A 25,422-nucleotide genomic window follows, 5' to 3' on the forward strand; every position below is an offset into this window, starting at 1 on the left:
CGGTTTACGGCGAGCTCGGGTGCCGCGGGCCCGACCAGCCCGGTTCGGCGTGCGAGTCCCCCAACGGCGGGCCGGGCGGCGTCGACTCGCTGAGCTCGATCGCGTCGATGAGCGTCGCGCTGCGCGACGGCTCGGGGGTCAGCGGGTTCATGACGTCGCCCTGCACGCGGTCGAGCAGAGCGCCGAGCATCTCGACGGCGTCGTCGACGATCTCTGTCGAGCGCTGCTCGGTGCCGTGAAGAAGCCAGCGCGCCACCTCGAGCTCGGCGGCGAACACGGCACGGCGGCCGACCTGGCGGTCGTGCATCCCGCGCGCCTGGTGGTAGGCGTCGAGGCCGCTCTCGGCGACGACCGGGTCGCTCGCCCCGAGCAGCCAGAACAGGTCGCGTGCCGGGTCGCCGACCTGCAGGTGCGACCAGCCGAGCACGCCCGTGACGGTCTCGCCGACGGTGAGGAACGAGGATGCCCCCAGCGAGCCGTTGATGACGGCCGGGGTGAACTGCCACAGCGTGGAGTCCTCCGCCGCGGCCTCCCAGCGGGCGAGCAACGCCGCCGGCACGAGCCCGGTCGCCGCGGCGCGATCCATCGTGACGACGGCGTCGCGCACGACGTCGGTCGGGCGGCGCTGCGGAAGTCCCACGTCGGCGACGACGCTCGTCGGCAGGCCGTGGATCGCCGCGATCGCGTGACCGATCGACGCGGCGATGCCGGGGGTGATGCCCTCGAGGGCGAGCGGCGTGCCGGCCACGAACTCGGAGACGAGGGCGCGGGTTCCGTCGACGGGGGCCTGGCCGAGCATCCGGGGCACCGCGAAGGGCAGCCGCGACCGTACGCCGTCGCTCAGTGCGCGCAGCGCGACGAGGTCGGCGGACTGCTCGTTCTCGGCGGCCGGTGTGCGCGGAACGCGAATCACGAGCGAGCGCCCGTCTCGTGTCGACAGCAGTGCGGAGTCGACGTCGCCCCGCCCCTGCGAACCGAGCGCCGCGGCTCCCGCGACCTCGAGCCCGGGCACGGCGGCCGTCGCGAGCGCGGCTAGAGTGAGGGGCGAACGGGCCATACCGACAGAGTAGGTCGAGGCGCGTGCTCGACGGCCCGCGCCACGCAGTGCGCCCGGTCAAGAAGAGGGCTCACCATGCATCGATCACTCACCGCTCAGTTGCCGCTGTCGCGCTACCGCATCGACCGCGACCACCTGACGCGGGAGCGGCCTCGCCTGTTCGAGGAGCTCGCGGAGGACCCTCGCACGCGCGTCATCGCCCTGTGGCGGGGCGAAGTGCTCATCGCCGACGACGATGAGGCCCCCGCGCTCGAGTACCTCACGACCGATGCCGTGCCCGCGGGACTGCTGCGCATCTACCTGGGTCGCGCACTCGACGTCGACCCGGCGCTGCCCGCCGGCTCGCCCATCGTCGCCGCGGTGTTCGACGACGAGTCCGCGAAGGCGCTCGACGTCGACATCGCCCGCTGGCGCAGCCCGCGCACGCTCGGCCACCGTCTCGGCGATCGTGACGCCGGCCTCGCGATCGAGGCGCTCGGTATCGCCAACTGGCATGAGACTCACCGGTTCTCGCCGCGCACCGGGCACTCGACCACTCCGGCGAAGGGCGGCTGGGTGCGCATCGATGATGAGGACGGCATGGAGATGTTCCCCCGCACCGACGCCGCGATCATCGTCGGCATCACCGACGCGCAGGATCGCCTCGTGCTCGGCAGCAATGCGCTGTGGGAGTCGAACCGTTTCTCGCTCCTGGCAGGGTTCGTCGAGCCGGGGGAGTCGCTCGAGGCCGCCGTCGTGCGCGAGGTGTTCGAGGAGACGGGCCTGCGCATCGTCGACCCGCAGTACGTCGGCTCGCAGCCGTGGCCGTTCCCCGCCTCGCTCATGCTCGGATTCCGCGCGACGCTCGACGCGGACGCCGAGAACCTCCTGCGCCCCGACGGAACCGAGATTCTCGACCTGCGCTGGTTCAGCCGCGACGACCTCGCCGCGGGCCTCGACTCGATCCTGCTGCCGGGCCGCACCTCGATCGCGCGCGCGATCATCGAGGACTGGTTCGGCGGCCCGCTCGAGGATTCGTGAGCGATCCCGACCGGCTGCTCGCGGGTCTCGACGAGCGGCAGAAGGAGGTCGCCGAGACGCTGCGCGGACCGCTGTGCGTGCTCGCCGGTGCGGGCACGGGCAAGACGCGCGCGATCACGCACCGCATCGCATACGGCGTCGCGACGGGCACCTACGACCCGCAGCGCGTCATGGCGCTCACCTTCACCACGCGCGCGGCGGGTGAGCTGCTGGGCCGCCTGCGCGCCCTGGGGGCGGATGGCGTGCAAGCACGCACCTTCCACTCCGCGGCCCTGCGTCAGCTGCACTACTTCTGGCCCGTCGTGGCGGGCGGCAGCCCGCCGCGCATCCTCGACGGCAAGGGGGCCCTCATCGGCCATGCCGCGAGTGCGCTCAAGCTGCGCCTGGATACGGCGGCGCTGCGGGACACCGCCGCCGAGATCGAGTGGCGCAAGGTCTCGCGCCTGCGGCTCGAGGAGTACGCGCGCGTCGCCCACTCGCGCGCGCTCCCCGCGCAGCTGAGCGTCGACGCGATGGTCGCCCTGCACCAGCGCTATGAGGACCTCAAGGACGAGCGCAAGCAGATCGACTTCGAGGATGTGCTGCTCGCGACGGCGGGCATGATCGAGAACGAGCCGCGCGTCGCCGAGCAGGTGCGCGAGCAGTACCGCTTCTTCGTCGTCGACGAGTACCAGGATGTCTCGCCGCTGCAGCACGACCTGCTCGCCCTGTGGCTCGGCGGACGGCGCGAGCTGTGCGTCGTCGGCGATGCCTCCCAGACGATCTACTCCTTCGCGGGTGCGACGAGCGACTACCTCGTGCGCTTCGGCAGCGAGTACCCGGAGGCGCGCGTCGTGCGGCTCGAAGACAACTACCGGTCGAGCGCGCCCATCGTCACGCTCGCCAACCGGCTCATGCGCGGCCGCCCTGGAGCCCTCACGCTGCACGCCGCCACGGAGGGCGGGCAGTCGGGCCCGACGCCGCGCGTGAGCGCCCACGTCGACGACGCAGCGGAGGCGGCGAGCATCGCGCAGTCGATCGCGCAGCGCATCGCCGACGGCACTCCGCCGGAGTCGATCGCCGTGCTGTACCGCATCAACACGCAGTCGATCGCGCTCGAGGCGGCCCTGCGGCGCTTCGAGGTGCCCGTGCAGTCGCGCGCCAACAGCCGATTCTTCGACCAGCAGGAGGTCAAGCAGGCGATTCTGCTGCTGCGCGGCGCGTCGATCTCGATCGTCGACGAGCCCCTGTTCAAGAGCGTGAGCGACGTGCTGCGCGGTCTCGGCTGGCGGCAGGACCCGCCGGAGGGCGGCGGTGCCGAGCGGGTCGCGTGGGAGAGCCTCAACGCCCTTCTCGGTCTCGCGGAGGAGGCGCCGCCGGGCACGACCCTCGCCGACTTCGCGCGCGAGCTGCAGCGTCGCCAGCAGCAGCAGCACGAGCCGACGCGCCAGGCGGTGACCCTGTCCACCCTGCACGCGGCGAAGGGACTCGAGTGGGACGCCGTGTACATCGCCGGGCTCAGCGAGGGGCTCGTGCCGATCACGTTCGCGCAGGGGCTCGAGGCGGTCGACGAGGAGCGTCGACTGCTGTACGTGGGCATCACGCGCGCCCGGCGGGCCCTCGAGCTCTCGTGGAGCAAGCGAGCCTCGAGCGCCCGAGCAGAGCGTGCCCCGAGCCGCTTCCTCGACGAGGTGCGGGCTCCCGCGGCGCCGAGCGGCGCCGGCGTCAGCGCGTCCCGCTCGCGGGCGCGCTGAGCTCGAGCCCGCGGCATCCGCATCGCGCTGAGGCGGCCCACTGCGTGACGGTGCGCGAGTCGTCGGCGACATCGAGGCGGATGCTCGTGCCGCTCGTTCCCCGCCCGGCCGCGAGCTCGCGCAGCATCGTGAGCGCCTCGAGCGCCGCGAGCGTCGCGGTGAGGCCCGACTCCGCGGCCGCCCGTCGACCCCACAGCTGACTGCCGATGGCGAGCCACGCGGGGTCGGCGTCCGCGCGCTGCTGCTCGAGGCACGCGAGGCACGGGCTCACGCCGGGCACGACGAGCGGGCCGATCGTGACGGCGCGCTCGCCGAACACGATCGGAAGATGCGGAATGTCGCGCCGCAGCCACGTCAGGTGCTCGAGCGGGTCGGCGACGTGATGGCTCACGAGCACGGCGGCCTGCGCCGCGGGCGCGCGCGCGGTACCGCTCGCGGGGCCGTCGACGATCGTGCACCCGGCCTCGGCGAGCACACGGCCGATGCTTGCTCGACCGTCGACCGCGCCGCGCACGGCGACGCGCTCCGGGGGCTCGGTGATCGCGCGCGAGCCGCGCAGGAGTGCAGGCTCGAGGCGCTGCAGGAGCTCGTCGACCCGCGCGGGCCGTACCCCCGCGGCGGTGGCAGAGCGGTCGAGAGCGGTGCGCGTGGCTCCCGTCGCGAGCGTCGCGATGATGCGCGCATCCCCGTCGTCGACCTCGTCGAGCACGACGGCGACGGGGTCGACGCCGATCTGCAGACTGAAGGGCGAGCGCCACACGAGGGGACGGGAGGGGTCGAGTCGCAGGATCATGCCGCACATGATGCGCGCGCGGCTGATCGCGCTGCGGCAACTCTGCACAGCCCGCACTCGCCGAGGAGCTAGGCCCGGGGAGAGTCCTCGTCATCGTCGGGGCCGCTCGGCTCCTCGCCGGAGGCGCCCTCGCCTGGACTGCCCTCGACCGGACGATCGCTGCTGTCGTCGGCGAGCAGGTCGCTCAGCGCGCGGTCGACGTCGTCGGGCTCGGCGCTCTCGCCCGTGAGGCTCGCGATGACGCGCTGCGGGTCGTCGATGTCGTCGCTCGAGGGCAGCAGGTCGGGGTGCGCCCACAGCTCATCGCGGCGCGTCGCGCCCACGGCGTCGGTGATCGCCTGCCAGAAGGCCGCGGCCTCCCGCAGTCGGCGCGGGCGCAGCTCGAGGCCCACCAGGGTCGCGAAGGCGCGCTCGGCCGGTCCGCCGGAAGCGCGGCGGCGTCGCACGGTCTCGGCGACCGCATCGGCGCGGGGGATGCGGGTCGTCGCGTGCGCGGTGACGACATCGACCCAGCCTTCGATGAGGGCGAGGGTGGACTCGAGGCGGGCGAGGGCGGCGAGCTGAGCATCCGACTTCGGCGGGATGAGCGCGCCGCTCGTGAGCGCCTCCCGCAGGCTCTCCGGGTTCGCGGGGTCGAATTCGGCCGCAAGCGACTCGATGCGCTCGGTGTCGATGCGGATGCCCCGGGCATACTCGGTGATGGCGCTGATGAGGTGCTGCCGCAGCCATCGGGCGTGGCGGAAGAGGCGGGCGTGCGCGAGTTCGCGCACCGCGAGGTAGAGCTGCACCTGGTCGTGGGGAATGTCGAGGTCGGCGCCGAACGCGGCGACGTTCTGCGGCAGGAGGGAGGCTTGCACGTCGTGCTCCTCGCGCCCCGGGAGGAGGGGGATGCCGATGTCGCCGCCCGAGACGACCTCGGCCGATAGCTGGCCGACCACGTGCCCGAGCTGGAGGGCGAAGAGCGTGCCGCCGAGCGAGCGCATCATCTGGCCCGCGTTCTCGACCATGCTCTTGAGCTCCTCCGGCACCTGATCATCGAGCACCTCGGTGAGCGAGTCGGCGATCGAGAGCGCGACGGGCTCGGCGAGCTGCGTCCACACCGGCAGGGTCAGCCGAGCCCAGTCGGCGCGCGTCGTGAGGCTCGGCTCGCTCGTGAGCTGCGTGATGCTCGTGGCCTCGTCGAGCCACAGCGCGGCGAGGTGCAGCGCCTGGCGCAGCTCGTCGAGCTGGGTCTGGTTGGGCCGCAGCGAGCCCTCGGCGGCGATGCGGCCGGCCTCGTCGCGCGCGAGCTGCCAGTTGATGCCCTCGCCGGTCGAGTTCATGGCCTGCTGCAGCTGGCCCATGAGGCGCGCGACCATGAGCGGGTCGGTCGGCAGCCCTGCGGCACCCGCGAGCTTCGAAGGGTCGATATCGCCCTCGCCCGCGAGGAATTTGCGCATCATCTCGCGGAACTCGTCCTCCGCACCGCCTAGGGGATCCTCAGCCATGGCCCCTACGCTAGTGCGAGTGTCTGGCGCCGACCGATCAGGTTCGCGCCGGGCGGAATGACCCGGCAGTCTGCCGTGGATCGGCACGGTGAGAAGAGGGTGCGGGTGAGTCTGTTCAGTGAGGAAGCGGCAACCGCCGAGTTCGAGGCGCGGTCGCGGGGCCGCCGGGTCGGTTGGACTCTCCTGGCTCTCACGCTGTTCGGCGTCGTCGCCCTCGCGATCCTGCCCTCGCCGTACGTGATCGAACGGCCGGGGCCGGTGTTCGACACGCTCGATGCCGTCTCGGTCGATGGCGAGGACGTACCGCTCATCGACATTCCCACCGAGCCCACCTACGACACTCCCGGCTCGCTCGCCCTCCTTACGGTCAACGTCGTCGGCAATCGTGACAGCCGCCCCTCCTGGTTCGACGTGCTGCAGGCGTGGATCGACCCGACGCAGGCCGTCGTGCCGGTCGACTCGGTCTTTCCGGAGGGCGTGTCGACGGAGGATCGCCGTGAGCAGTCCCGGGTCGACATGCAGAACTCTCAGCGCGAGGCCGTGGCCGCCGCATTGCGTGCCCTCGGCGAGCCGTACGAGAGCTCCCTCGTCGTCGTCGAGTCGATGCAGGCCGGGCCGGCGGAGGGCGTGCTCGAGCCCGACGACGTGATCGTGTCGGTCAACGGCACGGCTGTGCGCGATGTCACGGCTCTGCGCGAGCTCATCAGCGTGAACGGCACGGGCGGCCCCGCGGAATTCCTCATCGTGCGCGGAGGAGCCGAGCAGACGGCGCTCATCACACCCGTCCTCAGCGACGGTCAGGATCGCGTGCCGATCATCGGCGTGCTCGTCGCGGGCGAGTACGAGTTCCCCTTCGAGGTGGAGATCGAGCTCAGCAACGTGGGCGGCCCGAGCGCGGGCATGATGTTCGCCCTCGGCATCGTCGACAAGCTCACGCCGGGTTCGCTCGCGGGCGGCGCCGAGGTCGCCGGCACGGGCACGATCGCGGCGGATGGCGCGGTCGGCCCGATCGGGGGCATCCAGCAGAAGATGCACGGCGCGGTCGACTTCGGGGCCGACTGGTTCCTCGCCCCCTCGGCGAACTGCGACGAGGTTGTGGGCGCGGTGCCCGACGGGCTCGAGGTGTTCTCGGTCGCGAGCCTGGACGAGGCGATCGTCGTGCTGCAGACGATCGCCGACGAGGGCGACCTCGACGCTCTGCCGCGCTGCGGCGCGTGAGCCCGCCCTACTTGTAGACGGTCGGCAGCGCCGGGTCGCCGTCGCCCAGGCGCATCGCCTCGGCGGGCAGCTCGGCCACGGCGGCCGCGCAGTAGGCGCGCGCGAGCCGCACCCCCTCCTGGCCCATCCAGCGGGCATCCGCCTCGCCGTCGGTCACGAGAGGCACGGTGAGCGAGCGGATGCTCGCCCCGCCCTCGCCGTCGACCCCGCTGTTCGTGGCTCCGCCGTCGGGCAGGCCGTCCCTCGTGTCGTCGATGATGACGTGCTCGGCGACCGCGCGACCGCGGCCGTCGATCAGGCGCTCACCGCGCTTCGTGCCCCCGCGCGAGACCTTGCCGGGGGAGGCCTTCGCGACGGGCTGCCAGTCCCCACCCTCCTGCGACTGATGGGCTACCAGCTTGTAGACGAGGCCGGCGGCGGGCGCGCCCGAGCCGGTCACGACGGACGTGCCGACGCCGAAGCTGTCGACGGGAGCGCCGCGCAGGCCCGCGATCGTGTGCTCGGTGAGGTCGCTCGTGACGGTGATGCGCGTGCCCGTCGCCCCGAGGGAGTCGAGCTGGGCCCGCACCTCCCGCACGAGAGAGGGCAGGTCGCCCGAGTCGAGGCGCACGGCGCCGAGCTCGGTGCCGGCGACGCGCACGGCGGTCTCGACGCCGCGCTCGACGTCGAAGGTGTCGACGAGGAGCGTCGTGCCCGTGCCGAGGGTCTCCACCTGGGCGCGGAACGCGTCTTCCTCGCTGTCGTGCAGGAGCGTGAACGAGTGCGCGGCCGTGCCCATCGTCGGCACACCCCAGCGACGCCCGGCCTCGAGGTTCGAGCTCGCGTCGAACCCCGCGATATGGGCGGCCCGCGCCGCGGCGACCGCGGAGGCCTCGCTCGTGCGGCGCGACCCCATCTCGGCGAGCGGCCGGCCGTCGGAGGCCGCGACCATGCGAGCGGCCGCGCTCGCCACCGCGCTGTCGTAGTTGAGCGTGCTGAGCACGAGCGTCTCGAGCACGACCGCTTCGGCGAAGGTGCCGGTGACGGTCAGCAGCGGCGAGCCGGGCACGTACACCTCGCCCTCGCGGTAGCCCGTGATCGATCCGGCGAAGCGGTAGTCGGCGAGCCACTCGAGCGTCGTCTCGCTCACGACCCGCTCACGGGCCAGCCAGGCGAGATCGTCGGCATCGAAGCGGAAGTCGGCGAGAGCATCCAGCAGTCGCCCCTGCCCGGCGACGACGCCGAATCGGCGCCCGACGGGCAGTCGGCGCGCGAACACCTCGAACACGCACGGGCGCAGGCCGCGGCCCGAGTGCAGGGCCGCATCGATCATGGTGAGTTCGTAGCGGTCGGTCAGCAGCGAGGTCGTCACGCGCCCAGACTACGTCCGTAGCCTGTCGGCATGACGACTGCGCCGACCCGGTGGCTCACGGCCGAGCAGCTGGGGCCGCACTTCGACGACGGCGGCCCCGTGATCCTCGTCGAGAATCACGCGGTGTTCCGGCGCCGCCCGACGCACCGTCAGAAGGCGCACCTCTACCTCTCGGCGCTGCGGCATCGGTCGCGGTCGGGCGGTGACCGTGTCGCGCTCGTCACCGCCGACTCCTATGAGGATGCCCTGCGCGAGCGCGGCCTCACGGGCGAGTCGCTCGAGGTCGTCGGCGCGACCTCGTGGGCGGTGCGCGCGCTCGCCGAGCGGCTGGGTGCGACGGTGCTGCCCGACCGCGGATTCGTGACCTCGCGCGCGAGCTTCGCGGCGTGGGCGGAGGGTCGGAAACCCTCCCAGTTGGTCATGGACCGCTTCTACCGTTCCGTGCGGGAGGAGACGGGCATCCTCATGGAGGGGTCGCAGCCGGCGGGCGGCCAGTTCAGCTTCGACCATGACAATCGCGAGCGCCCGCCGAAGGGCGCCGCGACGCTCGGCCTGCCGGCCCCGTGGACGCCGGTCGAGGACGACATCGACACCGAGGTGCGGGAGACGCTCGATGCGCTCGAGGCCGACGGCGTGCACTTTCTCGGGTCAGACGGCCCGCGACGCGTCGCGGCGACGCGAGAGGAGGCGCTCGCCGCCCTCGACGACTTCCTCGACGTGCCGCTGGGCGACTTCGGGCCGTTCGAGGACGCGATGCTCGCGGGCGACGGCGTCATGGCGCACTCGCGCCTGAGCGTGCCGCTCAATCTGGGGCTGCTGCATCCGCTCGAGGTCGTCGAGCGCGTCGTCGCCGAGTACGAGGCGGGGCGCGCGCCGCTGGGCAGTGTCGAAGGCATCGTGCGGCAGCTCATCGGCTGGCGCGACTGGGTGTGGCACCTGTACTGGCATCTCGGCCCCGACTACACGACGAGCAGCAACGCGCTGGATGCTCGCACCCCGCTGCCCGCATCGTGGTGGTCGCTCGACAGCACCGAGTTGGCTGCCGAGCTCGACGCCGCGTGCCTCAGCAGCGTGCTCACGCAGGTCGGGCGCGAGGGCTGGGCTCACCACATTCCGCGCCTCATGGTGCTCGGCAACCACGCGCTGCAGCGCGGCTACGACCCCGCCGAGCTCACCCGCTGGTTCCAGGGCGCCTTCGTCGACGGCACCCCGTGGGTCATGCCGGCGAACGTCGTCGGCATGAGCCAGTGGGCAGACGGGGGAGTCGTGGCGACCAAGCCCTACGCGAGCGGCGGCGCCTATATCGACCGCATGAGCGACTACTGCGGGTCGTGCCGCTACAACCCGAAGAAGCGTGTGGGCGAGGATGCCTGCCCCTTCACCGCGGGGTACTGGGCGTTTCTCGATCTGGTCGAGCCGAGCATCCGGGGCAATCACCGCATGGCGCAGCCGCTCGCGGGCCTGCGCCGCCTCGCCGACCGCGACCAGCTCGTCGCCCACGAGCGCGCCCGCACCCACTACTGACCGGGGGCGCACGCCCCCTTTGGGCCAGATCTGGCACGAATGGGCGCTCACCCTCGCCGCAAGCGCCCCTTTGCACCAGATCTGGCGCGTGCGGGTAGGGGAGGGCGCGCGCCTAGACTGAGGGGCGTGAGCAACGCGCCGATTGGGGTCTTCGACTCGGGGGTTGGCGGGCTCACTGTGGCCCGCGCGATCATCGACCAGCTGCCGCGCGAGCAGCTGCTCTACCTCGGCGACACCGCTAACGGTCCCTACGGCCCGCGCCCGATCGCTCAGGTGCGCGAGCACTCGCTCGCCGTGCTCGACGAGCTCGTCGCGCAGGGTGTGAAGCTCTTGGTGATCGCCTGCAATACCGCGAGTGCGGCGATGTTCCGGGATGCTCGCGAGCGGTTCGAGCAAGGCCACGGCATCCCCGTGGTCGAGGTCATCCAACCGGCCGTGCGCCAGGCCGTGCGCCGCACGCGCTCGAAGCGCATCGGCGTCATCGGTACGGAGGGCACGATCCGCTCGGGCGCCTACTCCGAGGCGTTCGTCGCCGATCCGCAGATCGAGCTGACCCTCGCGGCGGCACCGCGCTTCGTCGAGTTCGTCGAGGCCGGCGTCACGACAGGCCCCGAGCTGCTGGCGCTCGCCGAGGAGTACCTGGCCCCGATGAAGGCCGCCGACATCGACACGCTCGTGCTCGGCTGCACGCACTACCCGCTCCTGGCCGGTGCGATCCAGTTCGTGCTCGGCCCCGACGTCTCCCTCGTCTCGAGCGCGGAGGAGACCGCATACGACGTCTACCGCCGGCTCGTCGACCACGGCCTCGAGACGACGCGACGGGATGCTCCCGGTCACGTCTTCGAGGCCACGGGTTCTGACACCGCGCGCTTCCGCGCGCTGGCCGCACGGTTTCTCGGGCCCGAGATCGGCCACGTCGAGGCCTTCCCGACCGGCACCATCCCCCTTCCGAAAGGCACACCATGAACGCCACCATCGCTGAGACGAGCGGCCTGCGCGCCGACGGACGCACCGAGTCGCAGCTGCGCCCCGTCACGATCGAACGCAACTGGAGCGCCCAGGCGGAGGGCAGCGCGCTCATCAGCTTCGGCAGCACCAAGGTGCTGTGCACCGCGAGCTTCACGAACGGCGTGCCGCGGTGGCTCGTCGGCAAAGGCTCCGGCTGGGTGACCGCCGAGTACGGCATGCTGCCGCGCTCGACGAACGAGCGCATGGACCGCGAGAGCGTCAAGGGCAAGATCGGTGGGCGCACGCACGAGATCTCGCGGCTCATCGGCCGCAGCCTGCGCGCCGTCATCGACACCCGGTCGCTCGGTGAGAACACGATCAAGATCGACTGCGACGTGCTGCAGGCCGACGGTGGCACGCGCACCGCGGCGATCACGGGCGCGTACGTCGCGCTCGCCGACGCCGTCGAGTGGGGTCGCGAGAAGGGCTTCATCGGCAAGAAGGCCGTCGCGCTGACCGACTCGGTCGCCGCCGTGAGCGTCGGCATCATCGACGGCACCCCCATGCTCGACCTCGCCTACGTGGAGGACGTGCGGGCGGAGACCGACATGAACATCGTCGTCACCGGCTCGGGCAGCTTCGTCGAGCTGCAGGGCACGGCCGAGGGCGCTCCCTTCGATCGCGACGAGCTCAACGCCCTGCTCGACCTGGGTCTCGCCGGCGGCGTCGACCTCACGCGCCTGCAGCGCGAGGCGCTCGCCTCATGAGGGTCGTCGTCGCGACGCACAACGCCCACAAGGTGGCCGAGCTGCAGCGGATTCTCGAGCAGCAGCTGCCGGGCATCCAGTTGGAGGCGTACGACGGCCCCGCCCCCGTCGAGGATGGCGGCACCTTTGCCGCCAACGCGCTCATCAAGGCGCGCGCCGCGGCCGCCCACACGGGTCTGCCCGCGATCGCCGACGACTCCGGCGTGAGCGTCGAGGCACTCGGCGGCGAACCGGGCGTCGATTCGGCCCACTACTCGGGGCGCCGCGACGATCGCGCCAACCTGCGGCTCGTGCTCAAGAATCTGGCCGACGAGAAGCACCGCGTCGCCGCGTTCACGTGCGCCGCCGCGCTCGTCGACCCGGGAGAGGACCCGGCATTCGAGCACGTCGAGCTCGGCGTGTGGCCGGGCACCATCGCACGCGAGGAGGCGGGGGGCGGCGGCTTCGGCTACGACCCGATCTTCGTTCCCGAGGGTCACGAGGTGACGAGCGCCGAGCTCACCGCGGACGAGAAGAACGCCATCAGTCACCGTGCGCGTGCCTTCACGGCGCTCGCCGCGGTGCTGCGCAACCGCTACCGCTGAGCGCACGGCGGGCGGTCGCCGCCTACGCTGGATCGTGATGGCCGAGCACCCCGCGTCCTCCACCCCGCCGCCGCGCCGACGGGGCCACGACCATGCCCACGCGGCGTCGCGCTCACGCCTGCTTGCCGCGATGGCGATCGTCGCCGTCGTGCTCGTCGTGCAGCTGGTCGGCGCCGTGCTCACCGGCTCCCTCGCACTCGCCGCCGACTCGGGGCACGTCGCGAGCGACCTCGTCGGGCTCATCGTCGCGCTCATCGCGCTGACCGTCGCCCGTCGCCCCGCAACTGAGCGCCAGACCTACGGCTTTCGCCGTGCGGAGGTCTTCGGCGCCGCCCTCAACGCAGGAATCCTCCTCGCGGTCGCCGTCGTCGTAGCCGTCGAGGCGACCTCGCGCTTGCTGGAGCCCGAGGCCGGCGAGGTGCAGAGCCTGCCCATGCTGCTCGTCGCCGTCGCGGGCCTGCTCGGCAACATCGCCGGGGCCCTCCTGCTGCGCCGTGAGGCTCAGCACTCGCTCAACATGCGCGGTGCCTACCTCGAAGTGCTCGGCGACCTCCTCGGCTCACTCGCGGTCATCGTCGCCGCCGGCGTCATCCTCCTCACGGGATGGGCGCCCGCGGACGCGGTCGCCTCCCTCGTCATCGTCGCGATGATCGTGCCGCGTGCGCTCGTGCTGCTGCGCGACGTGCTGCGCGTGCTCAGCCAGGCCGCGCCGCCGGAGACGAGCATCGCCGAGATACGCGAGCACGTGCTCGCCGCCCCCGGCGTCGTCGGCGTGCACGACGTGCACGTGTGGTCGATCACGAGCGGAGCATCCGTGTTCAGCGCCCACGTCGTCGTGCGCGACGACGTCTTCGACGGCGACCGGGCGAGCGCGCTCCTCGCCCACCTCGACGAGTGCCTCGACGAGCACTTCGATGTGGCGCACTCGACCTTCCAGCTCGAGCCGCAGGGGCACGAGCGCCGCGAGAGCGTGCACCCGTGAACGGCACCTCGACCTCCATCGCGATCGACGACTACCTCAAGGTCATCTACTCGCACACCGAGTGGCAGGCCGAGCCCATCACGCCCAGCCAGCTCGCCGTGCGGCTCGGGCTCGCGCCGTCGAGCGTCACCGAGATGGTCAAGAAGCTCGCGGCCGCCGGGCTCGTCGACCACCGGCCCTACAGCGCCATCCGGCTCACCGAGCAGGGGGAGGAGCGGGCGGTCGCGATGGTGCGGCGGCATCGGCTCATCGAGACCTGGCTCGTGCGCGTGTTCGACTACGGCTGGGACGAAGTGCACGACGAGGCCGAGGTGCTCGAGCACGCCCTGAGCGACCGCCTGCTCGACGCGATCGACGCCCAGCTCGGGTACCCCGGGCGCGACCCGCACGGCGACGTCATCCCCGCCGCGGACGGCACGCTGCGTCGGCCCGCCGCCGTGCGCCTCGACGAGGCGCCTCCCGGTTTCGAGGGAGTCATCGTGCGCATCAGCGACCGCGACCCCGACGTGCTGCGTGTCGTCGACCGCCTGGGGCTCGCGCTCGACGATGCCGTGACGGTGGAGCCGGCCGACGGCGTCGGGGCCGGTGTCGGCGTGCGCCGTCGGGGAGGCTCGGTCGTGGTGCTCGCGCCTGCCGTGGCGGGCGCGCTGTGGATCGCGGCGGAGAACCGGGCAGCGGTGCCCTAGCTCTCGCGCTCTCCGGCGTCCCGGTCCTCGGCAGCGACGGCATCCTGCGCCTGCGCCTGCGTCTCGTCGAGCGCGCGGGACTCGTCGACGACGCTCAGCGCCGGGTCTGCGGCGACGTCGGCCGACAGGAGGCGGCGGCGCAGCAGGAACGCTTCGAGGGCGATGAGGCCGAGCACGAAAGCGGCGCCCGCGATCGCGAGCACGACCGCGAGCGGAAGGTCGTCGCCGGGCGCGAGCACGCCGCCCGTGTCGTCCTGCCACGGCCACAGGGCACGCAGGGAGCCGACCATGAGGCCGGTCATGATGACGAGCGTCACCCTGCGCCGGTGGGCGAGCAGCCACTGCAGGCCCGAGACGAAGACGCCGAGCCCGAGGATCGCGCCGAGCACGAAGACTCCGAGGTAGGCGATGTTGCGGTCGTTGACGGCGGCGAGCGTCGGCGCGTACATGCCGACCGTGAGGAGCAGATAGGAGCCGGAGACGCCCGGCAGCACGAGCGCGCACACGGCGATCGCGGCGGCGATCGCGACGACCCACAGCGCCGGGTCCTGGTCCGGCGCCTGCGGCAGCCCTGTGAGCAGGAAGGTGGCGACCGCGGCGAGCAGCCCGAGCGCGTACTCGCGAGCGCTCCAGCGAACGCCGACCATGCGCGCGGGAACGATGAGGGATGCCGCGATGAGGCCCGCGAAGACTGCGCGGGTCGCCGTCGGGTAGCCCTCGACGAGGGGGGCGAGAACGGCGGCGCCGGCGACGATGGCGGCGAGCATCCCGATGCCGATCGGCAGGACGACCGCCCAGCGAACCGAACGGAAGTGGCCGACCGCGGGGGCGATGCTGCGACCGCGCAGTCCGTCCGTGACGAAGCGCGCGACACCGCGCGCGAGGTGGCCGGCCCCGTCGATGAGCGCGTCGTACACGCCGACGATGAGGGCGATCGTGCCGCCACTGACCCCTGGCACGATCTCGGCGAGGCCGATGAGAGCGCCGCGGACGGCGTCGAGCACCGTGCGCGTCAGGCGGCGCGTGCGGGACGCGGTCACGGCAGCTCGTCGTTCTTCTCGTGCTTGCCATCGTGCGGGCCGATGCCGTACGTGCGGCGGCTCGACGCGGGCTCCTTCGCCTCGTGCTTGCCGTCGTGCTCGGGCTCGTCCTGCCAGATCTCCACGGGAGGCAGCTCGACGCCCTGCCTCTCGAGCTCGTCCTCCTTGCGCTGCTGGTGGCGCTCGTGGAACCAGTGGTACGCGATGCCGATGAGCACGAGGCCGATGAGGATGATCAGCACGAGGTCGATGTACTCCACGACCCACGCGGCCACACCCGGAATCTGCGCGATGCCGTAGCCGAGTGCGGGCAGGCCCACGCCCCACAGCGCGGCACCGAGGGTGTCGAAGAGGAAGAACTTGCGGTACTGCATCTTGCCGACGCCCGCGGCGACGGGCGAGATGGTGCGCACGACGGCGATGAAGCGCGCGATCGTGACCGCCCAGCCGCCGTACTTCGCGAAGAACGCCTCAGTGCGGGCGACGCTGCGGCGGCTGAAGAAGCCGGCCGACTTGCGCTCGAAGATGGGCGGCCCGACCTTGCGGCCGATCAGGTACCCGAGGTTGTCGCCCGCCATCGTCGCGAGCATGATGCACAGGGCCACGAGCCAGATCGGCTGCGGGATGACCCCGGTGAAGGTGAGCACGCCCGTGAGGATGAGGAGCGTGTCGCCCGGCAGGAGGAAGCCGACGAGGAGGCCGGTCTCGACGAAGACGATGAGGCACACGACCGCGAGAGCCCAGGGCCCCGCTCCCGTGATGATGCCTTCCACGTCGAAGAGACCGATATCCATCGGCAGCATGGCGACTCCGGTCGTGACGTGGGCGGACAACCGCGTGGTGCGGTCACGACAGAGTATCGTGCCGATGCCCCCGTACGCTGGGTCGCGTGCTGACCATAGTCGCGCTCGCCCCCGTCCTGCTCGTGCTTGTCCTCATGACGGTGCTCGGCTGGTCGGCCGCGCGCGCAGGCCTCGTCACGGCCGCCGTGACGCTCGTGCTCGCGCTCACCGTGTTCGGCTTCGGTGGCGAGGACGCCCAGGTCGGTGTCGCCGCGAGTCTCGCCGGGGTGCTCGCGGAAGCCGGCTTCATCGCGCTCACCGTGATCGGCATCATCGGGCCGGCCCTGGGCATCCACTATCTGCAGCGCAGCACGGGCGCCGCCGCCCGCCTGCGCCAGGCGCTCGCGATGCTGCACCCCGACCCGCGATTGGGCGCGATCCTCGTCGCGTGGTTCTTCGCGCTCTTCCTCGAGGGCGCGGCAGGCTTCGGCACGCCCGTCGCTCTCGCGGCGCCCTTCCTCGTCGCTGCGGGCATGCCCGCCCTGCCGGCCGTCGCCGCGGCGCTCGTCGGTCACGCGGCGGGCGTCTCGTTCGGGGCGATCGGCACGCCCGTGCTCGCCCAGAGCGCCCTCGTCGACGCGACCAGCGCCGAGCTCGCGCAGTCGACGGTCGTGTACCACCTCGCCCTCGGGGTCGTGCTCGTTGCCGTCATGGTGGTCATCATCGGGCGCGCCTACGGGCACTTCCGCGGCCTGTGGTGGTGGGGGGCGCTCGCCGCCGTGTGCTTCTTCGTGCCGTACGGGCTCATCGCGTGGTTCCTCGGGCCTGAGCTGCCCACCCTCGGCGGGGCTCTCGTGGGCGTGCTGGTGTTCTCGTTCGTGCTCGTGCGGCATCGGCGGCGCGTCCACGCGCGCGGCGAGACGGGAGTGCCCGATGAGGTGGTCACCACCCATCCGCATCCGGATGCTCGCGACGTCGTCACCGCGGAGATCACGGTTCTGCGCGCCGCCGCCCCGTACCTCGTGCTGGTCGGCGTCGTCCTGCTGACGCGGCTCATCGGCCCTCTGCGGGAGACTCTGCAGTCAGTCACTCTGGCGTGGGAGCTGCCCGGAGGCTTCGCCGGCAGCGTGCAGCCGCTCTACCACCCCACGATGCTGCTCACGATCGCGTTCCTCGCGGGGGCGCTGCTGCAGCGGGCCTCCTGGCGGCGCATCCGCGTGGCCTTCGTCACGGCGACGCTGCAGCTCGGCCCCGTGCTCGTCGCGCTCGTGGCGATGATCACGATCGCGCGCACCATGACCGCCTCGGGCATGACCGAGCAGCTCGCGCTCGCCGCCGCCGGGCTGGGGCTCGCGTGGCCCGTCTTTGCGCCCCTGGTCGGCGCGTTCGGCACGTTCATCACCGGCTCGGCGACCGCCTCGAACCTGCTGTTCACCGACCTGCAGAGCTCGACCGCACGGGCGCTCGCGCTGCCCGAGCTGCCGCTGCTCGGCGCGCAGGGCTTCGGCGCCGCGGTCGGCAACATTATCGCGCCGCACAACATCGTGGCCGCGGTCGCGACCGTGGGCCTCACGGGCCAGGAGGGGAAGGTGCTGCGCACGACCGTGCCGACCGCGCTCGCCTACCTCGTGCTCGGCGGGCTGCTCGCGCTGCTGTTCGTGTTGTAGCCGCGCGTCGCGTCGCGCCGCGCCGCGTCGCGTCGCGGTGTCGTGGGCGCCCCTACGCGAGCGCCCCCACGCGAGCCCGCGCGCTTAGATTCGCCCCAAACTGGGCCTTGGCCGCTCGTCAAGCGCCCTTTCGCGCCAGATCTGGCACGACGTGCGGTGCGCGGCGCGCGGCGCACCGTGCGGAAGGAGGGACTTGAACCCTCACGCCCGAAGGCACAGGAACCTAAATCCTGCGTGTCTGCCGATTCCACCACTCCCGCTGGTGGGGCCAGTGTATCGGCGGCGAAACCCTCAGAGGCGGGCCTCGGCGTGCAGCGCGGCCCACAGCTCTGCGCGCGCCGCGAGCGACGACAGGTCGCGATCGAGCACGTCGCCGGCGCGGCGTACGCGGGCGCGCACCGTATGACGGTGGATGCCCAGCCGCAGCGCCGCCGCCTCCGCCACGGCGTCCTCCTGCAGCCAGGCGGTGAGGGTCGCCTCGAGCTGCTCGCCTGTCGAGGAGTCGTGCGCGCGCAGTGTCGCGAGCAGGTCGGCGGCTGTCTCGTCGCCGAGCTCAAGGAGGAGCGGGGGAGCCGGGTCGCTCTCGGCGAGCAGTCGCGCCAGGTGCGTGCGCAGGTGCTCCAGCCGCTCGCCAGCATCACCGCTCTCGGACGAGTGCAGGGCGCGCGGTGCGAGCCCGGCCATGGCGACGACGCTCGTGACGACGGCGCGCACGGCGTCGTCGTCGGGCGTCGTCGGGCCGACGGCGAGCACGCCCGCAAGCGACCCGGGTGCGCCGACGGTCTGCAGGCTCCAGCCGTCGACCGTGCGGGCGGCGCGGCGACCCGCGGCGAGCATCCGGTGCGCTGCGTCGGCCACAGTCTCAGGAGCCTCGCCGTGCGCGCCGGCGGCCTCCACGAGCGCGACCGGTGCCTCGATACGGCGGGCGAGCTCCGCGAGCACGGCCGCGACCCCCTCGCGTCGCAGCGCGGCGAGGGCGAGGGCGCGCTGGGTCTCGAGCGTCCACCGCACGCGGGCGTACCTCTCGCGTGCGTCCGCGTCGGCGACGGCGCGCGTGACGGCGATGAAGGGGGTGCGGTACGGCACCTCGAGCAGGGCGATGCCGTGCCGCTCGCACGCCTCCACGAGCGCCTCCGGCGTGCCGTCGCGGATCACCTCCGTGCCGAAGCCGACGCCGGGCACGCCGGCGGCCGCGAGGCGTGCGACCCACGGCTCGATGTCGTCGTCGTTGCTCCACTGCGTGCCGGTGGTCAGCAGGGCGTCGCCCTCGCCGAGAAAGGGGGTGGGGTCGGCGAGGTCGCTCGAGTGCACCCAGCTCCAGGGGCGCGCGGCGGCCCGCTCGTCTGCCCACACGATGCGCAGCCCGAGCTGCGCGTGCGAGGTGAGGTCGGCGACGGTGATGGGCATGGGGCTCCCTGCTCGAGAGGCGTGTACGCGACGTACACACGTGTGGTCGAGAGTGTACGCCGTGGACACTGACGAAGCGCACTCCCGCACCTACGCTGGCCGCATGAGCATGATGATGGATGCCCCCGCAGCCGACCGCCCACCCGTCACCGGGGGCCCGAGCCTGCCCCAGAAGCGCGAGCTCGTGACGAGCATCCCGGGCCCGAAGAGCGAAGCCTGGATCGCCCGCAAGCAGGCCGCCGTCTCGAGCGGCGTCGGCACCATGATGCCCGTCTACGCGGTCGCCGCGGGCGGCGGCGTCATCGTCGACGTCGACGGCAACAGCCTCATCGACCTGGGGTCGGGCATCGCCGTGACGAACGTCGGCAACGCCGACCCGCACGTGACCGCGGCTGTCATCGAGCAGGTGCAGCGCTTCACCCACACGTGCTTCACGGTCACGCCGTACGACGGCTACGTCGAGGTCGCCGAGGCGCTCAACCGCCTGACTCCCGGCGACCACGCCAAGCGCACCGCCCTCTTCAACTCGGGCGCCGAGGCCGTCGAGAACGCCATCAAGATCGCGCGCTACTACACGGGCAAGTCGGCCGTCGTCGCCTTCGACCACGGCTACCACGGCCGCACCAACCTCACCATGGCGCTCACCGCGAAGGCGATGCCCTACAAGGCCGGCTTCGGCCCCTTCGCGCCCGACGTGTACCGCGCGCCCATGTCGTACCCCTACCGCGATGGGCTGAGCGGAGCGGAGGCCGCGGCCCGCGCCATCCACACGATGGAGAAGCAGATCGGCGCCGACCGCCTCGCCGCGATCATCATCGAGCCGATCCAGGGCGAGGGCGGCTTCGTCGTGCCCGCCGAGGGCTTCCTGCCCGCGCTGCAGGCCTGGGCCAACGAGAACGACGTCGTCTTCATCGTCGATGAGATCCAGACCGGCTTCGCCCGCACGGGTGCGATGTTCGCGAGCGAGCACGAGGGAATCGTGCCCGACATGATCACCCTCGCGAAGGGCATCGCGGGCGGGCTGCCGCTCGCGGCCGTCACCGGCAGGGCCGAGATCATGGATGCTCCCCACGCGGGCGGCCTCGGCGGCACGTACGGCGGCAACCCGATCGCGACCGCTGCGGCTCTCGGTGCGCTGCGTGCCTACGACGAGCACGATCTGCTCGGGCGTGCGCGCGAGCTCGAGGCGATCATCCTTGATTCGTTGACGACCATGCAGGCGCGCGACGGACGCATCGGCGACATCCGCGGGCGCGGCGCCATGATGGCGATCGAGCTCGTCGACGAGGACGGGGCTCCGGATGCTGCGCTCACGTCTGCCGTCGCGAAGCACTGCCACGTGAACGGCGTCGTGGTGCTCACCTGCGGCACCGACGGCAACGTCATCCGCCTGCTGCCCCCGCTCTCGATCAGCGACGACCTGCTGCGCGAGGGTCTCGGCGTCATCGCCGAGGCGCTCGAGGCGAACTGAATCGGAGGAACGACATGATCACGGAAGCCGACCTGCTCGCGAAGGTTCCGCGCGGCCTCTACATCGACGGCGCGTGGGTGGATGCCGAGGGCGGCCGGACGCTCGCGGTGACCGACCCATCGACGGGGCAGACCCTCGTCGAGATCGCCGACGCCTCCGTCGCCGACGGCCAGCGTGCGATGGACGCCGCGGCGAACGCCCAGGCCGACTGGGCGGCGACGGCGCCGCGCGCCCGCGGGGAGATCCTCCGCCGCGCTTTCGACCTCCTGCAGGAGCGCGCCGACGAGTTCGCCCTGCTCATGACGCTCGAGATGGGCAAGCCGCTCGCCGAGGCACGTGGCGAGGTCACCTACGGCGGCGAGTTCCTGCGCTGGTTCAGCGAGGAGGCCGTGCGCATCACGGGCCGCTTCGGGCAGAACCCCGAGGGTACGGGGCAGATCGTCGTCTCGCACGCCCCCGTCGGGCCCTCGTTCCTCATCACGCCCTGGAACTTCCCCCTCGCGATGGCGACGCGCAAGATCGCGCCCGCGATCGCCGCGGGCTGCACCTCGATCATCAAGCCGGCCGCGCTCACGCCGCTCACGACGCTCCTATTCGTCGCGCTGCTGGAGGAGGCGGGCCTGCCGAAGGGTGTCGTCAACGTCGTCACGACCTCGCAGTCGAGCGCGGTCTCGGGCGAGATCATCGCCGACCCGCGCTTGCGCAAGCTGAGCTTCACGGGCTCCACGGGGGTCGGTCGCGCGCTCATGAAGCAGGCGGCCGACGGCATTCTGCGCACGTCGATGGAGCTCGGCGGCAACGCTCCCTTCGTCGTGTTCGGCGACGCCGACCTGGACAAGGCGGTCGACGGCGTCATGCTCGCCAAGTTCCGCAACATCGGGCAGGCGTGCACGGCGGCGAACCGCATCCTCGTGCAGAGCGACGTGGTCGAGGAGTTCAGCCGTCGCGTGACGGAGCGGGTCGCGGCCATGCGCATGGGTCGCGGCACCGAGGAGGGCGTGCAGATCGGTCCGCTCGTCGACGACAAGGCCGTTGCGGGCTCGCACGAGCTCGTCGAGGATGCGGTCGCGCGCGGCGCGACCGTCACCACGGGCGGGCAGATTCCGGACGGCGCGGGTTCCTTCTACCCCGCGACGGTGCTCACGGGCGTGGCAGCGGGCACGCGCCTGCTGTCGGAGGAGATCTTCGGCCCCGTGCTCGCGATCGTGCCGTTCGACACTGAGGACGAGGCGGTCGAGCTCGCCAACGCGACCGAGTACGGCCTCATCTCCTACGTCTACACGCAGGATCTGAACCGCGGCATGCGCATGATCGACCGTCTCGAGACAGGGATGATGGGCCTCAACGCGGGCGTCATCTCCAACGCCGCGGCGCCGTTCGGCGGCGTCAAGCAGTCCGGCATCGGCCGTGAGGGCTCGCTGGAGGGCATCCACGAGTACCTCACCACGAAGTACACCTTCATCCCGAAGAACTGAGTGCGCGATGCTCGTCGGGCCTGAAGGCCCGACGGCATCCCGCACCCCACACTTCCGTGGCCGGGCGCTATGGTGGCCGCCCGGCCACGGATCCCCTGGCGCCCCAGCGCCCTTTCGTGCCAGATCTGGCGCAAAAGGGCGCTCGGCGTGCGGCAACGGCCCCGTTTGCGTCCAATCTGGCGCGCGCCATCGCCCTCGCGGCACACGGCTGTGGAGAACGGGCGGGATGCTCGGGGCCGCCTTTGCAGAATGGCGGCCATGCCCTCCGCCGCCTCGCTCATCACCGCCCGGGTGCGCGACCGGGTGCGCGCCGAGCGGCTCGACCTGCACCGTGATCCGGCTGCGGCCGACCGGCTGGCCCGCGAGGAGCTGCGGCGCTACGCGGAGCGCTCGCTCGGCGGCGGCACGCTGCCCGTCATCGACGACGAGGCGCAGACGCTCGGCGAGGTGCTCGCTGGCCTGATCGGCTACGGCCCACTGCAGCCCTACTTCGACGCCCCCGAGGTGGAGGAGATCTGGATCAACGCCCCCGACGCGGTCTTCATCGCGCGCGACGGGGTGAGTGAGCGCACGACGCTCGAGCTGACCGACGAGGAGGTGCGCACGCTCGTCGAGCGCATGCTGCAGTCAACCGGGCGCCGCGTTGACCTCAGCAGTCCGTTCGTCGATGCGAGCCTGCCCGACGGCTCGCGCCTGCACGTGGTGATCCCCGACGTCACGCGCCGCCACTGGTCGGTCAACGTGCGCAAGTTCTCGCAGCGCATCGGTGATCTGTCCCGCCTCGTCGAGCTCGGGTCGCTACCCCCGCCGGCCGCCGAGTTCCTGCGCATGAGCGTCCTCGCGGGGGCGAACATCCTCGTGAGCGGCGCCACGCACTCCGGCAAGACGACCCTCATGGGCGCGATGCTCGCGGGCGCACGACCGAGCGAGCGCATCGTCACGGTCGAGGAGACCTTCGAACTCGACCTCAGCGCCCCCGACGTCGTCGCGATGCAGTGCCGCAGCGCCAACCTGGAGGGCTCGGGCGAGATCAGTCTGCGCCGCCTCATCAAGGAGGCCCTGCGCATGCGCCCCGACCGGCTCGTCGTCGGCGAGGTGCGCGAGGCAGAATCCCTCGACCTCCTCATCGCCCTCAACAGCGGGCTGCCGGGCATGTGCTCGATTCACGCGAACAGCGCTCGGGATGCTCTCGTCAAGCTCGCCACCCTGCCACTCCTCGCCGGGCGCAACATCGACTCGTCGTTCGTGGTGCCGACGGTCGCGAGCGCGATCGACCTCGTCGTGCACTGCGAGCTTGTGCGCGGCGGGCGCCGCCGGGTGGCCGAGATCGTCGCGCCGACGGGCGACGTCGTCGAGGGCACGATCGAGGCGGAGTCGATCTTCAGCCTGCGCGGGGAGGAGCTCGCGGCGACGGGCACGCTGCCCCCGCGGGAGCAGGTGTTCGCACGCGCGGGGCTCGACCCGCGCCCGCTGCTGCGCTCGGCCGTCGCCCCAGCACTCGACCCAGCACTCGACCGAAACGTCACCTCGGCCGCTGGCCCGCGAGCGGTGCCCGCGTGAGCGTCGCGCTCGGTCTCGTTCTCGCGGCGGGCGTGCTGCTCGTCGTCTCCCCGTGGCTGTGGCCGCGCGACCACGATCGCCGGCCCGCCGAGCGCAGTCGGACGCTCGGCGCCGTCGCCGACCTGCTCGCGCGCGCGGGCGTGACGGGGGTCGCGCCGGCGACGTTCGTGGCCCTGGACATCCTCGTCGGTCTGATCGGTGCCGCCCTCACGCTCATCCTCGTACCGGTCGTCGCGCTCGCCCCCGTGGCGGGAGTGGTCGCCGCGGCGCTGCCCGTCGTCGCGCTACGGGCGAGGGCGGCGGCGCGGCGGCGCGCACTGCGGTCGGTGTGGCCCGACGTGGTCGATCACCTGCTGTCGGGCATCCGGTCGGGGCTCGGCCTGCCGCAGGCGATCGTGACTCTCGCCGAGTCGGCGCCGGGCAGCGTGCAGGAGCCTTTCCGCCAGTTCCGCCGCGACTACGTGCGCACGGCGCGCTTCGAGGAGTCGCTCGACACCCTCAAGGCGAACCTCGCCGACCCGGTCGCCGACCGCATCATCGAGACGCTGCGCATGGCGCGCGAGGTGGGCGGCACCGAGCTGCCGATGGTGCTGCGCTCGCTCTCGCAGTACTTGCGGGCCGACGCGGCCGTGCGCGGTGAAGTGGATGCTCGGCAATCGTGGGTGCGCGCCGCCGCCCGCCTGGGCGTCGTCGCGCCCTGGGTCGTACTCGTGCTGCTCGGCACGAGGCCCGAGGCCGCGGCCGCCTACAACTCGGTCGGCGGCGCCGTGCTCGTCGTCGCGGGCCTCGCGGTGACTCTCGTCGCCTACCGCATCATGATCGCGCTCGGGCGCCTGCCCGAGGAAGGTCGGTGGTTCCGATGAAGCGGTGGTTCCGGTGAGCGGCGCGCTCGTGAGCCCGCTGCTCGGCTGGGCGCTGCTGTGCGGCGTGGGGCTCGGTGCGGGGCTCTGGCTGCTCGTGAGCCTCTTGCCTCGGCTCGGCCGCCCGAGGCTCGTGCACCGCCTCGCCCCGTACCTCGTCGATGTCTCGCCCGCTGCGCACGCGATGACATCGGGGCAGCGCAGCGATCCGCTGCCGGTCGCTTCGGCGCTGCTCGCCCCGCTCGTGGAGGGCGCGAGTCGCGTGCTGGAGAGCGTGCTCGGCGGTGAGGAGGCGATCCGCACGCGCCTGCGGCAGTCGGGCGCGTCGACGACGATCGCGGGGCATCGCACGCGGCAGCTCGCGGGTGCCGCGCTCGGGGCCGCCGCAGGGGTCGCGGTCGCGAGTGTCGCGGTGCGCGACGCGGGCACGATCGTGCTCGCCGCGGTCGGGGGAGTGCTCGCGGGCTCGATCGCCGGGCTCGCTCTTGTCGACCAGCTGCTCGCCCGGGCGGCGAAGCGTCGTGTCGCCCGTATCGCCGACGAGTTCCCGACCATCGTCGAGTTCCTCGCCCTGAGCGTCTCGGCGGGCGAGTCGATCCTCGACGCGGTCCGCCGCGTCGCCCGCACGGGCTCGGGCGAGCTCGCCACCGAGTTCGACCGTGTTGTGACGCGCGCCGCGACCGGTCAGCCGGTGGCGGCCTGTCTCGCAGAACTGCGTGACGACCTCGGGATGCCCTCCATCACGCGCCTCGTCGACCAAGTGCTCGCGGCTCTCGACCGCGGGTCGCCGCTCGCCGAGGTATTGCGCGCCCACGCGCTCGACGCCCGCGAGGAGTCGAAGCGTGCCCTACTGGAGGCCGCGGGCACGCGCGAGGTCACGATGCTCGTACCGCTCGTGTTCCTCATACTCCCGGTCACGGTGCTCTTCGCGGTCTGGCCGGGCCTCATGGTGCTGCAGCTCGGGTTGTGATCAGCGACTCAGCGAGAGCTCCTCAACTTCGAGGTTGGCC

22 protein-coding genes and 1 tRNA gene are annotated in these 25,422 nt (G+C 72.3%); 15 read left to right on the forward strand and 8 right to left on the reverse strand.

Annotation, left to right across the window (positions count from 1 at the left end):
* Nucleotides 1-4: 4 nt before the first annotated feature.
* The gene (locus tag HUJ41_RS03755) at nt 5-1,057 is read right to left on the reverse strand and encodes a phosphotransferase (RefSeq protein WP_179873405.1); all 1,053 of its coding nucleotides are present in this window, start codon (nt 1,055-1,057) and stop codon (nt 5-7) included.
* Nucleotides 1,058-1,132: 75 nt separating this feature from the next.
* Here HUJ41_RS03755 and nudC point away from each other — a divergent pair, with 75 nt between their 5' ends.
* Nucleotides 1,133-2,077, forward strand: a complete 945-nt coding sequence (gene nudC, locus HUJ41_RS03760; RefSeq protein WP_179873406.1) for an NAD(+) diphosphatase — start codon at nt 1,133-1,135, stop codon at nt 2,075-2,077.
* Nucleotides 2,074-3,810: an ATP-dependent helicase gene (locus HUJ41_RS03765; RefSeq protein WP_179873407.1), complete on the forward strand. Its 1,737-nt coding sequence runs from the start codon at nt 2,074-2,076 to the stop codon at nt 3,808-3,810. Before nudC ends, HUJ41_RS03765 begins: the two co-directional genes overlap by 4 nt.
* Here HUJ41_RS03765 and HUJ41_RS03770 read toward each other — a convergent pair.
* Nucleotides 3,782-4,603, reverse strand: coding sequence for a hypothetical protein (locus tag HUJ41_RS03770; RefSeq protein WP_179873408.1), 822 nt, complete (start codon nt 4,601-4,603; stop codon nt 3,782-3,784). The two genes, HUJ41_RS03765 and HUJ41_RS03770, sit on opposite strands and share 29 nt — an antisense overlap.
* Before the next feature lie 68 nt (nt 4,604-4,671).
* Nucleotides 4,672-6,090 carry a zinc-dependent metalloprotease gene (locus HUJ41_RS03775; RefSeq protein WP_179873409.1) on the reverse strand — a complete coding sequence of 473 codons (1,419 nt, stop codon included), beginning with the start codon at nt 6,088-6,090 and terminating at the stop codon, nt 4,672-4,674.
* A gap of 105 nt (nt 6,091-6,195) precedes the next feature.
* Here HUJ41_RS03775 and HUJ41_RS03780 point away from each other — a divergent pair, with 105 nt between their 5' ends.
* Nucleotides 6,196-7,308: a YlbL family protein gene (locus HUJ41_RS03780; RefSeq protein ID WP_246299307.1), complete on the forward strand. Its 1,113-nt coding sequence runs from the start codon at nt 6,196-6,198 to the stop codon at nt 7,306-7,308.
* Nucleotides 7,309-7,315: 7 nt separating this feature from the next.
* Here HUJ41_RS03780 and HUJ41_RS03785 read toward each other — a convergent pair whose 3' ends face one another.
* Nucleotides 7,316-8,659, reverse strand: a complete 1,344-nt coding sequence (locus HUJ41_RS03785; protein ID WP_281363112.1) for a nicotinate phosphoribosyltransferase — start codon at nt 8,657-8,659, stop codon at nt 7,316-7,318.
* A gap of 30 nt (nt 8,660-8,689) precedes the next feature.
* On the opposite strand from HUJ41_RS03785, the gene HUJ41_RS03790 reads away from it, so the two are divergent.
* The 6 genes from HUJ41_RS03790 to HUJ41_RS03815 all read left to right on the forward strand — a co-directional run bounded on the left by HUJ41_RS03790 (nt 8,690) and on the right by HUJ41_RS03815 (nt 14,150).
* Nucleotides 8,690-10,183, forward strand: coding sequence for a cryptochrome/photolyase family protein (locus tag HUJ41_RS03790; protein WP_179873411.1), 1,494 nt, complete (start codon nt 8,690-8,692; stop codon nt 10,181-10,183).
* A 126-nt stretch (nt 10,184-10,309) separates the two neighbouring features.
* On the forward strand, nt 10,310-11,149 hold the full coding sequence (murI, locus tag HUJ41_RS03795) for a glutamate racemase (RefSeq protein WP_246299309.1): 840 nt from the start codon (nt 10,310-10,312) through the stop codon (nt 11,147-11,149).
* Nucleotides 11,146-11,898, forward strand: a complete 753-nt coding sequence (rph, locus tag HUJ41_RS03800) for a ribonuclease PH (protein ID WP_179873413.1) — start codon at nt 11,146-11,148, stop codon at nt 11,896-11,898. Before murI ends, rph begins: the two co-directional genes overlap by 4 nt.
* Complete coding sequence (rdgB, locus tag HUJ41_RS03805; protein WP_179873414.1) at nt 11,895-12,482, forward strand: RdgB/HAM1 family non-canonical purine NTP pyrophosphatase; 588 nt, start codon at nt 11,895-11,897, stop codon at nt 12,480-12,482. Before rph ends, rdgB begins: the two co-directional genes overlap by 4 nt.
* A gap of 37 nt (nt 12,483-12,519) precedes the next feature.
* Nucleotides 12,520-13,464: a cation diffusion facilitator family transporter gene (locus HUJ41_RS03810; protein ID WP_179873415.1), complete on the forward strand. Its 945-nt coding sequence runs from the start codon at nt 12,520-12,522 to the stop codon at nt 13,462-13,464.
* Nucleotides 13,461-14,150 (forward strand): metal-dependent transcriptional regulator, encoded by a 690-nt coding sequence (locus tag HUJ41_RS03815; RefSeq protein ID WP_179873416.1) that lies wholly within the window; start codon nt 13,461-13,463, stop codon nt 14,148-14,150. The genes HUJ41_RS03810 and HUJ41_RS03815 overlap by 4 nt, the downstream gene beginning before the upstream one ends.
* On the opposite strand, the gene HUJ41_RS03820 is transcribed toward HUJ41_RS03815, so the two are convergent.
* Complete coding sequence (locus HUJ41_RS03820) at nt 14,147-15,190, reverse strand: DUF368 domain-containing protein (protein ID WP_179873417.1); 1,044 nt, start codon at nt 15,188-15,190, stop codon at nt 14,147-14,149. The two genes, HUJ41_RS03815 and HUJ41_RS03820, sit on opposite strands and share 4 nt — an antisense overlap.
* The gene (locus tag HUJ41_RS03825; RefSeq protein ID WP_179873850.1) at nt 15,187-15,984 is read right to left on the reverse strand and encodes a DedA family protein; all 798 of its coding nucleotides are present in this window, start codon (nt 15,982-15,984) and stop codon (nt 15,187-15,189) included. Before HUJ41_RS03825 ends, HUJ41_RS03820 begins: the two co-directional genes overlap by 4 nt.
* A 95-nt stretch (nt 15,985-16,079) precedes the next feature.
* Between HUJ41_RS03825 and HUJ41_RS03830 the strand changes: the two genes are divergently transcribed.
* Nucleotides 16,080-17,639, forward strand: coding sequence for an L-lactate permease (locus HUJ41_RS03830; protein ID WP_218925636.1), 1,560 nt, complete (start codon nt 16,080-16,082; stop codon nt 17,637-17,639).
* 178 nt (nt 17,640-17,817) lie between these two features.
* On the opposite strand, the gene HUJ41_RS03835 is transcribed toward HUJ41_RS03830, so the two are convergent.
* A tRNA-Leu gene (locus HUJ41_RS03835) sits at nt 17,818-17,899 on the reverse strand.
* 31 nt (nt 17,900-17,930) lie between these two features.
* A complete protein-coding gene (locus tag HUJ41_RS03840) occupies nt 17,931-19,046 on the reverse strand; it encodes a PucR family transcriptional regulator (protein WP_179873418.1) in 1,116 nt (371 codons plus the stop codon).
* 115 nt (nt 19,047-19,161) lie between these two features.
* Here HUJ41_RS03840 and gabT point away from each other — a divergent pair, with 115 nt between their 5' ends.
* The 5 genes from gabT to HUJ41_RS03865 all read left to right on the forward strand — a co-directional run bounded on the left by gabT (nt 19,162) and on the right by HUJ41_RS03865 (nt 25,382).
* Nucleotides 19,162-20,517 carry a 4-aminobutyrate--2-oxoglutarate transaminase gene (gene gabT, locus HUJ41_RS03845; RefSeq protein WP_218925661.1) on the forward strand — a complete coding sequence of 452 codons (1,356 nt, stop codon included), beginning with the start codon at nt 19,162-19,164 and terminating at the stop codon, nt 20,515-20,517.
* Nucleotides 20,518-20,531: 14 nt separating this feature from the next.
* The gene (locus tag HUJ41_RS03850) at nt 20,532-21,992 is read left to right on the forward strand and encodes an NAD-dependent succinate-semialdehyde dehydrogenase (RefSeq protein ID WP_179873419.1); all 1,461 of its coding nucleotides are present in this window, start codon (nt 20,532-20,534) and stop codon (nt 21,990-21,992) included.
* 258 nt (nt 21,993-22,250) lie between these two features.
* Nucleotides 22,251-23,552 carry a TadA family conjugal transfer-associated ATPase gene (locus HUJ41_RS03855; RefSeq protein ID WP_179873420.1) on the forward strand — a complete coding sequence of 434 codons (1,302 nt, stop codon included), beginning with the start codon at nt 22,251-22,253 and terminating at the stop codon, nt 23,550-23,552.
* A complete protein-coding gene (locus tag HUJ41_RS03860) occupies nt 23,549-24,415 on the forward strand; it encodes a type II secretion system F family protein (RefSeq protein ID WP_179873421.1) in 867 nt (288 codons plus the stop codon). The genes HUJ41_RS03855 and HUJ41_RS03860 overlap by 4 nt, the downstream gene beginning before the upstream one ends.
* 4 nt (nt 24,416-24,419) lie before the next feature.
* Nucleotides 24,420-25,382 (forward strand): type II secretion system F family protein, encoded by a 963-nt coding sequence (locus HUJ41_RS03865; RefSeq protein WP_246299310.1) that lies wholly within the window; start codon nt 24,420-24,422, stop codon nt 25,380-25,382.
* The last annotated feature ends 40 nt before the right edge of the window (nt 25,383-25,422 follow it).

The sequence above is a fragment of the Microcella indica genome, from assembly GCF_013414345.1.
GTDB lineage: Bacteria > Actinomycetota > Actinomycetes > Actinomycetales > Microbacteriaceae > Microcella > Microcella indica.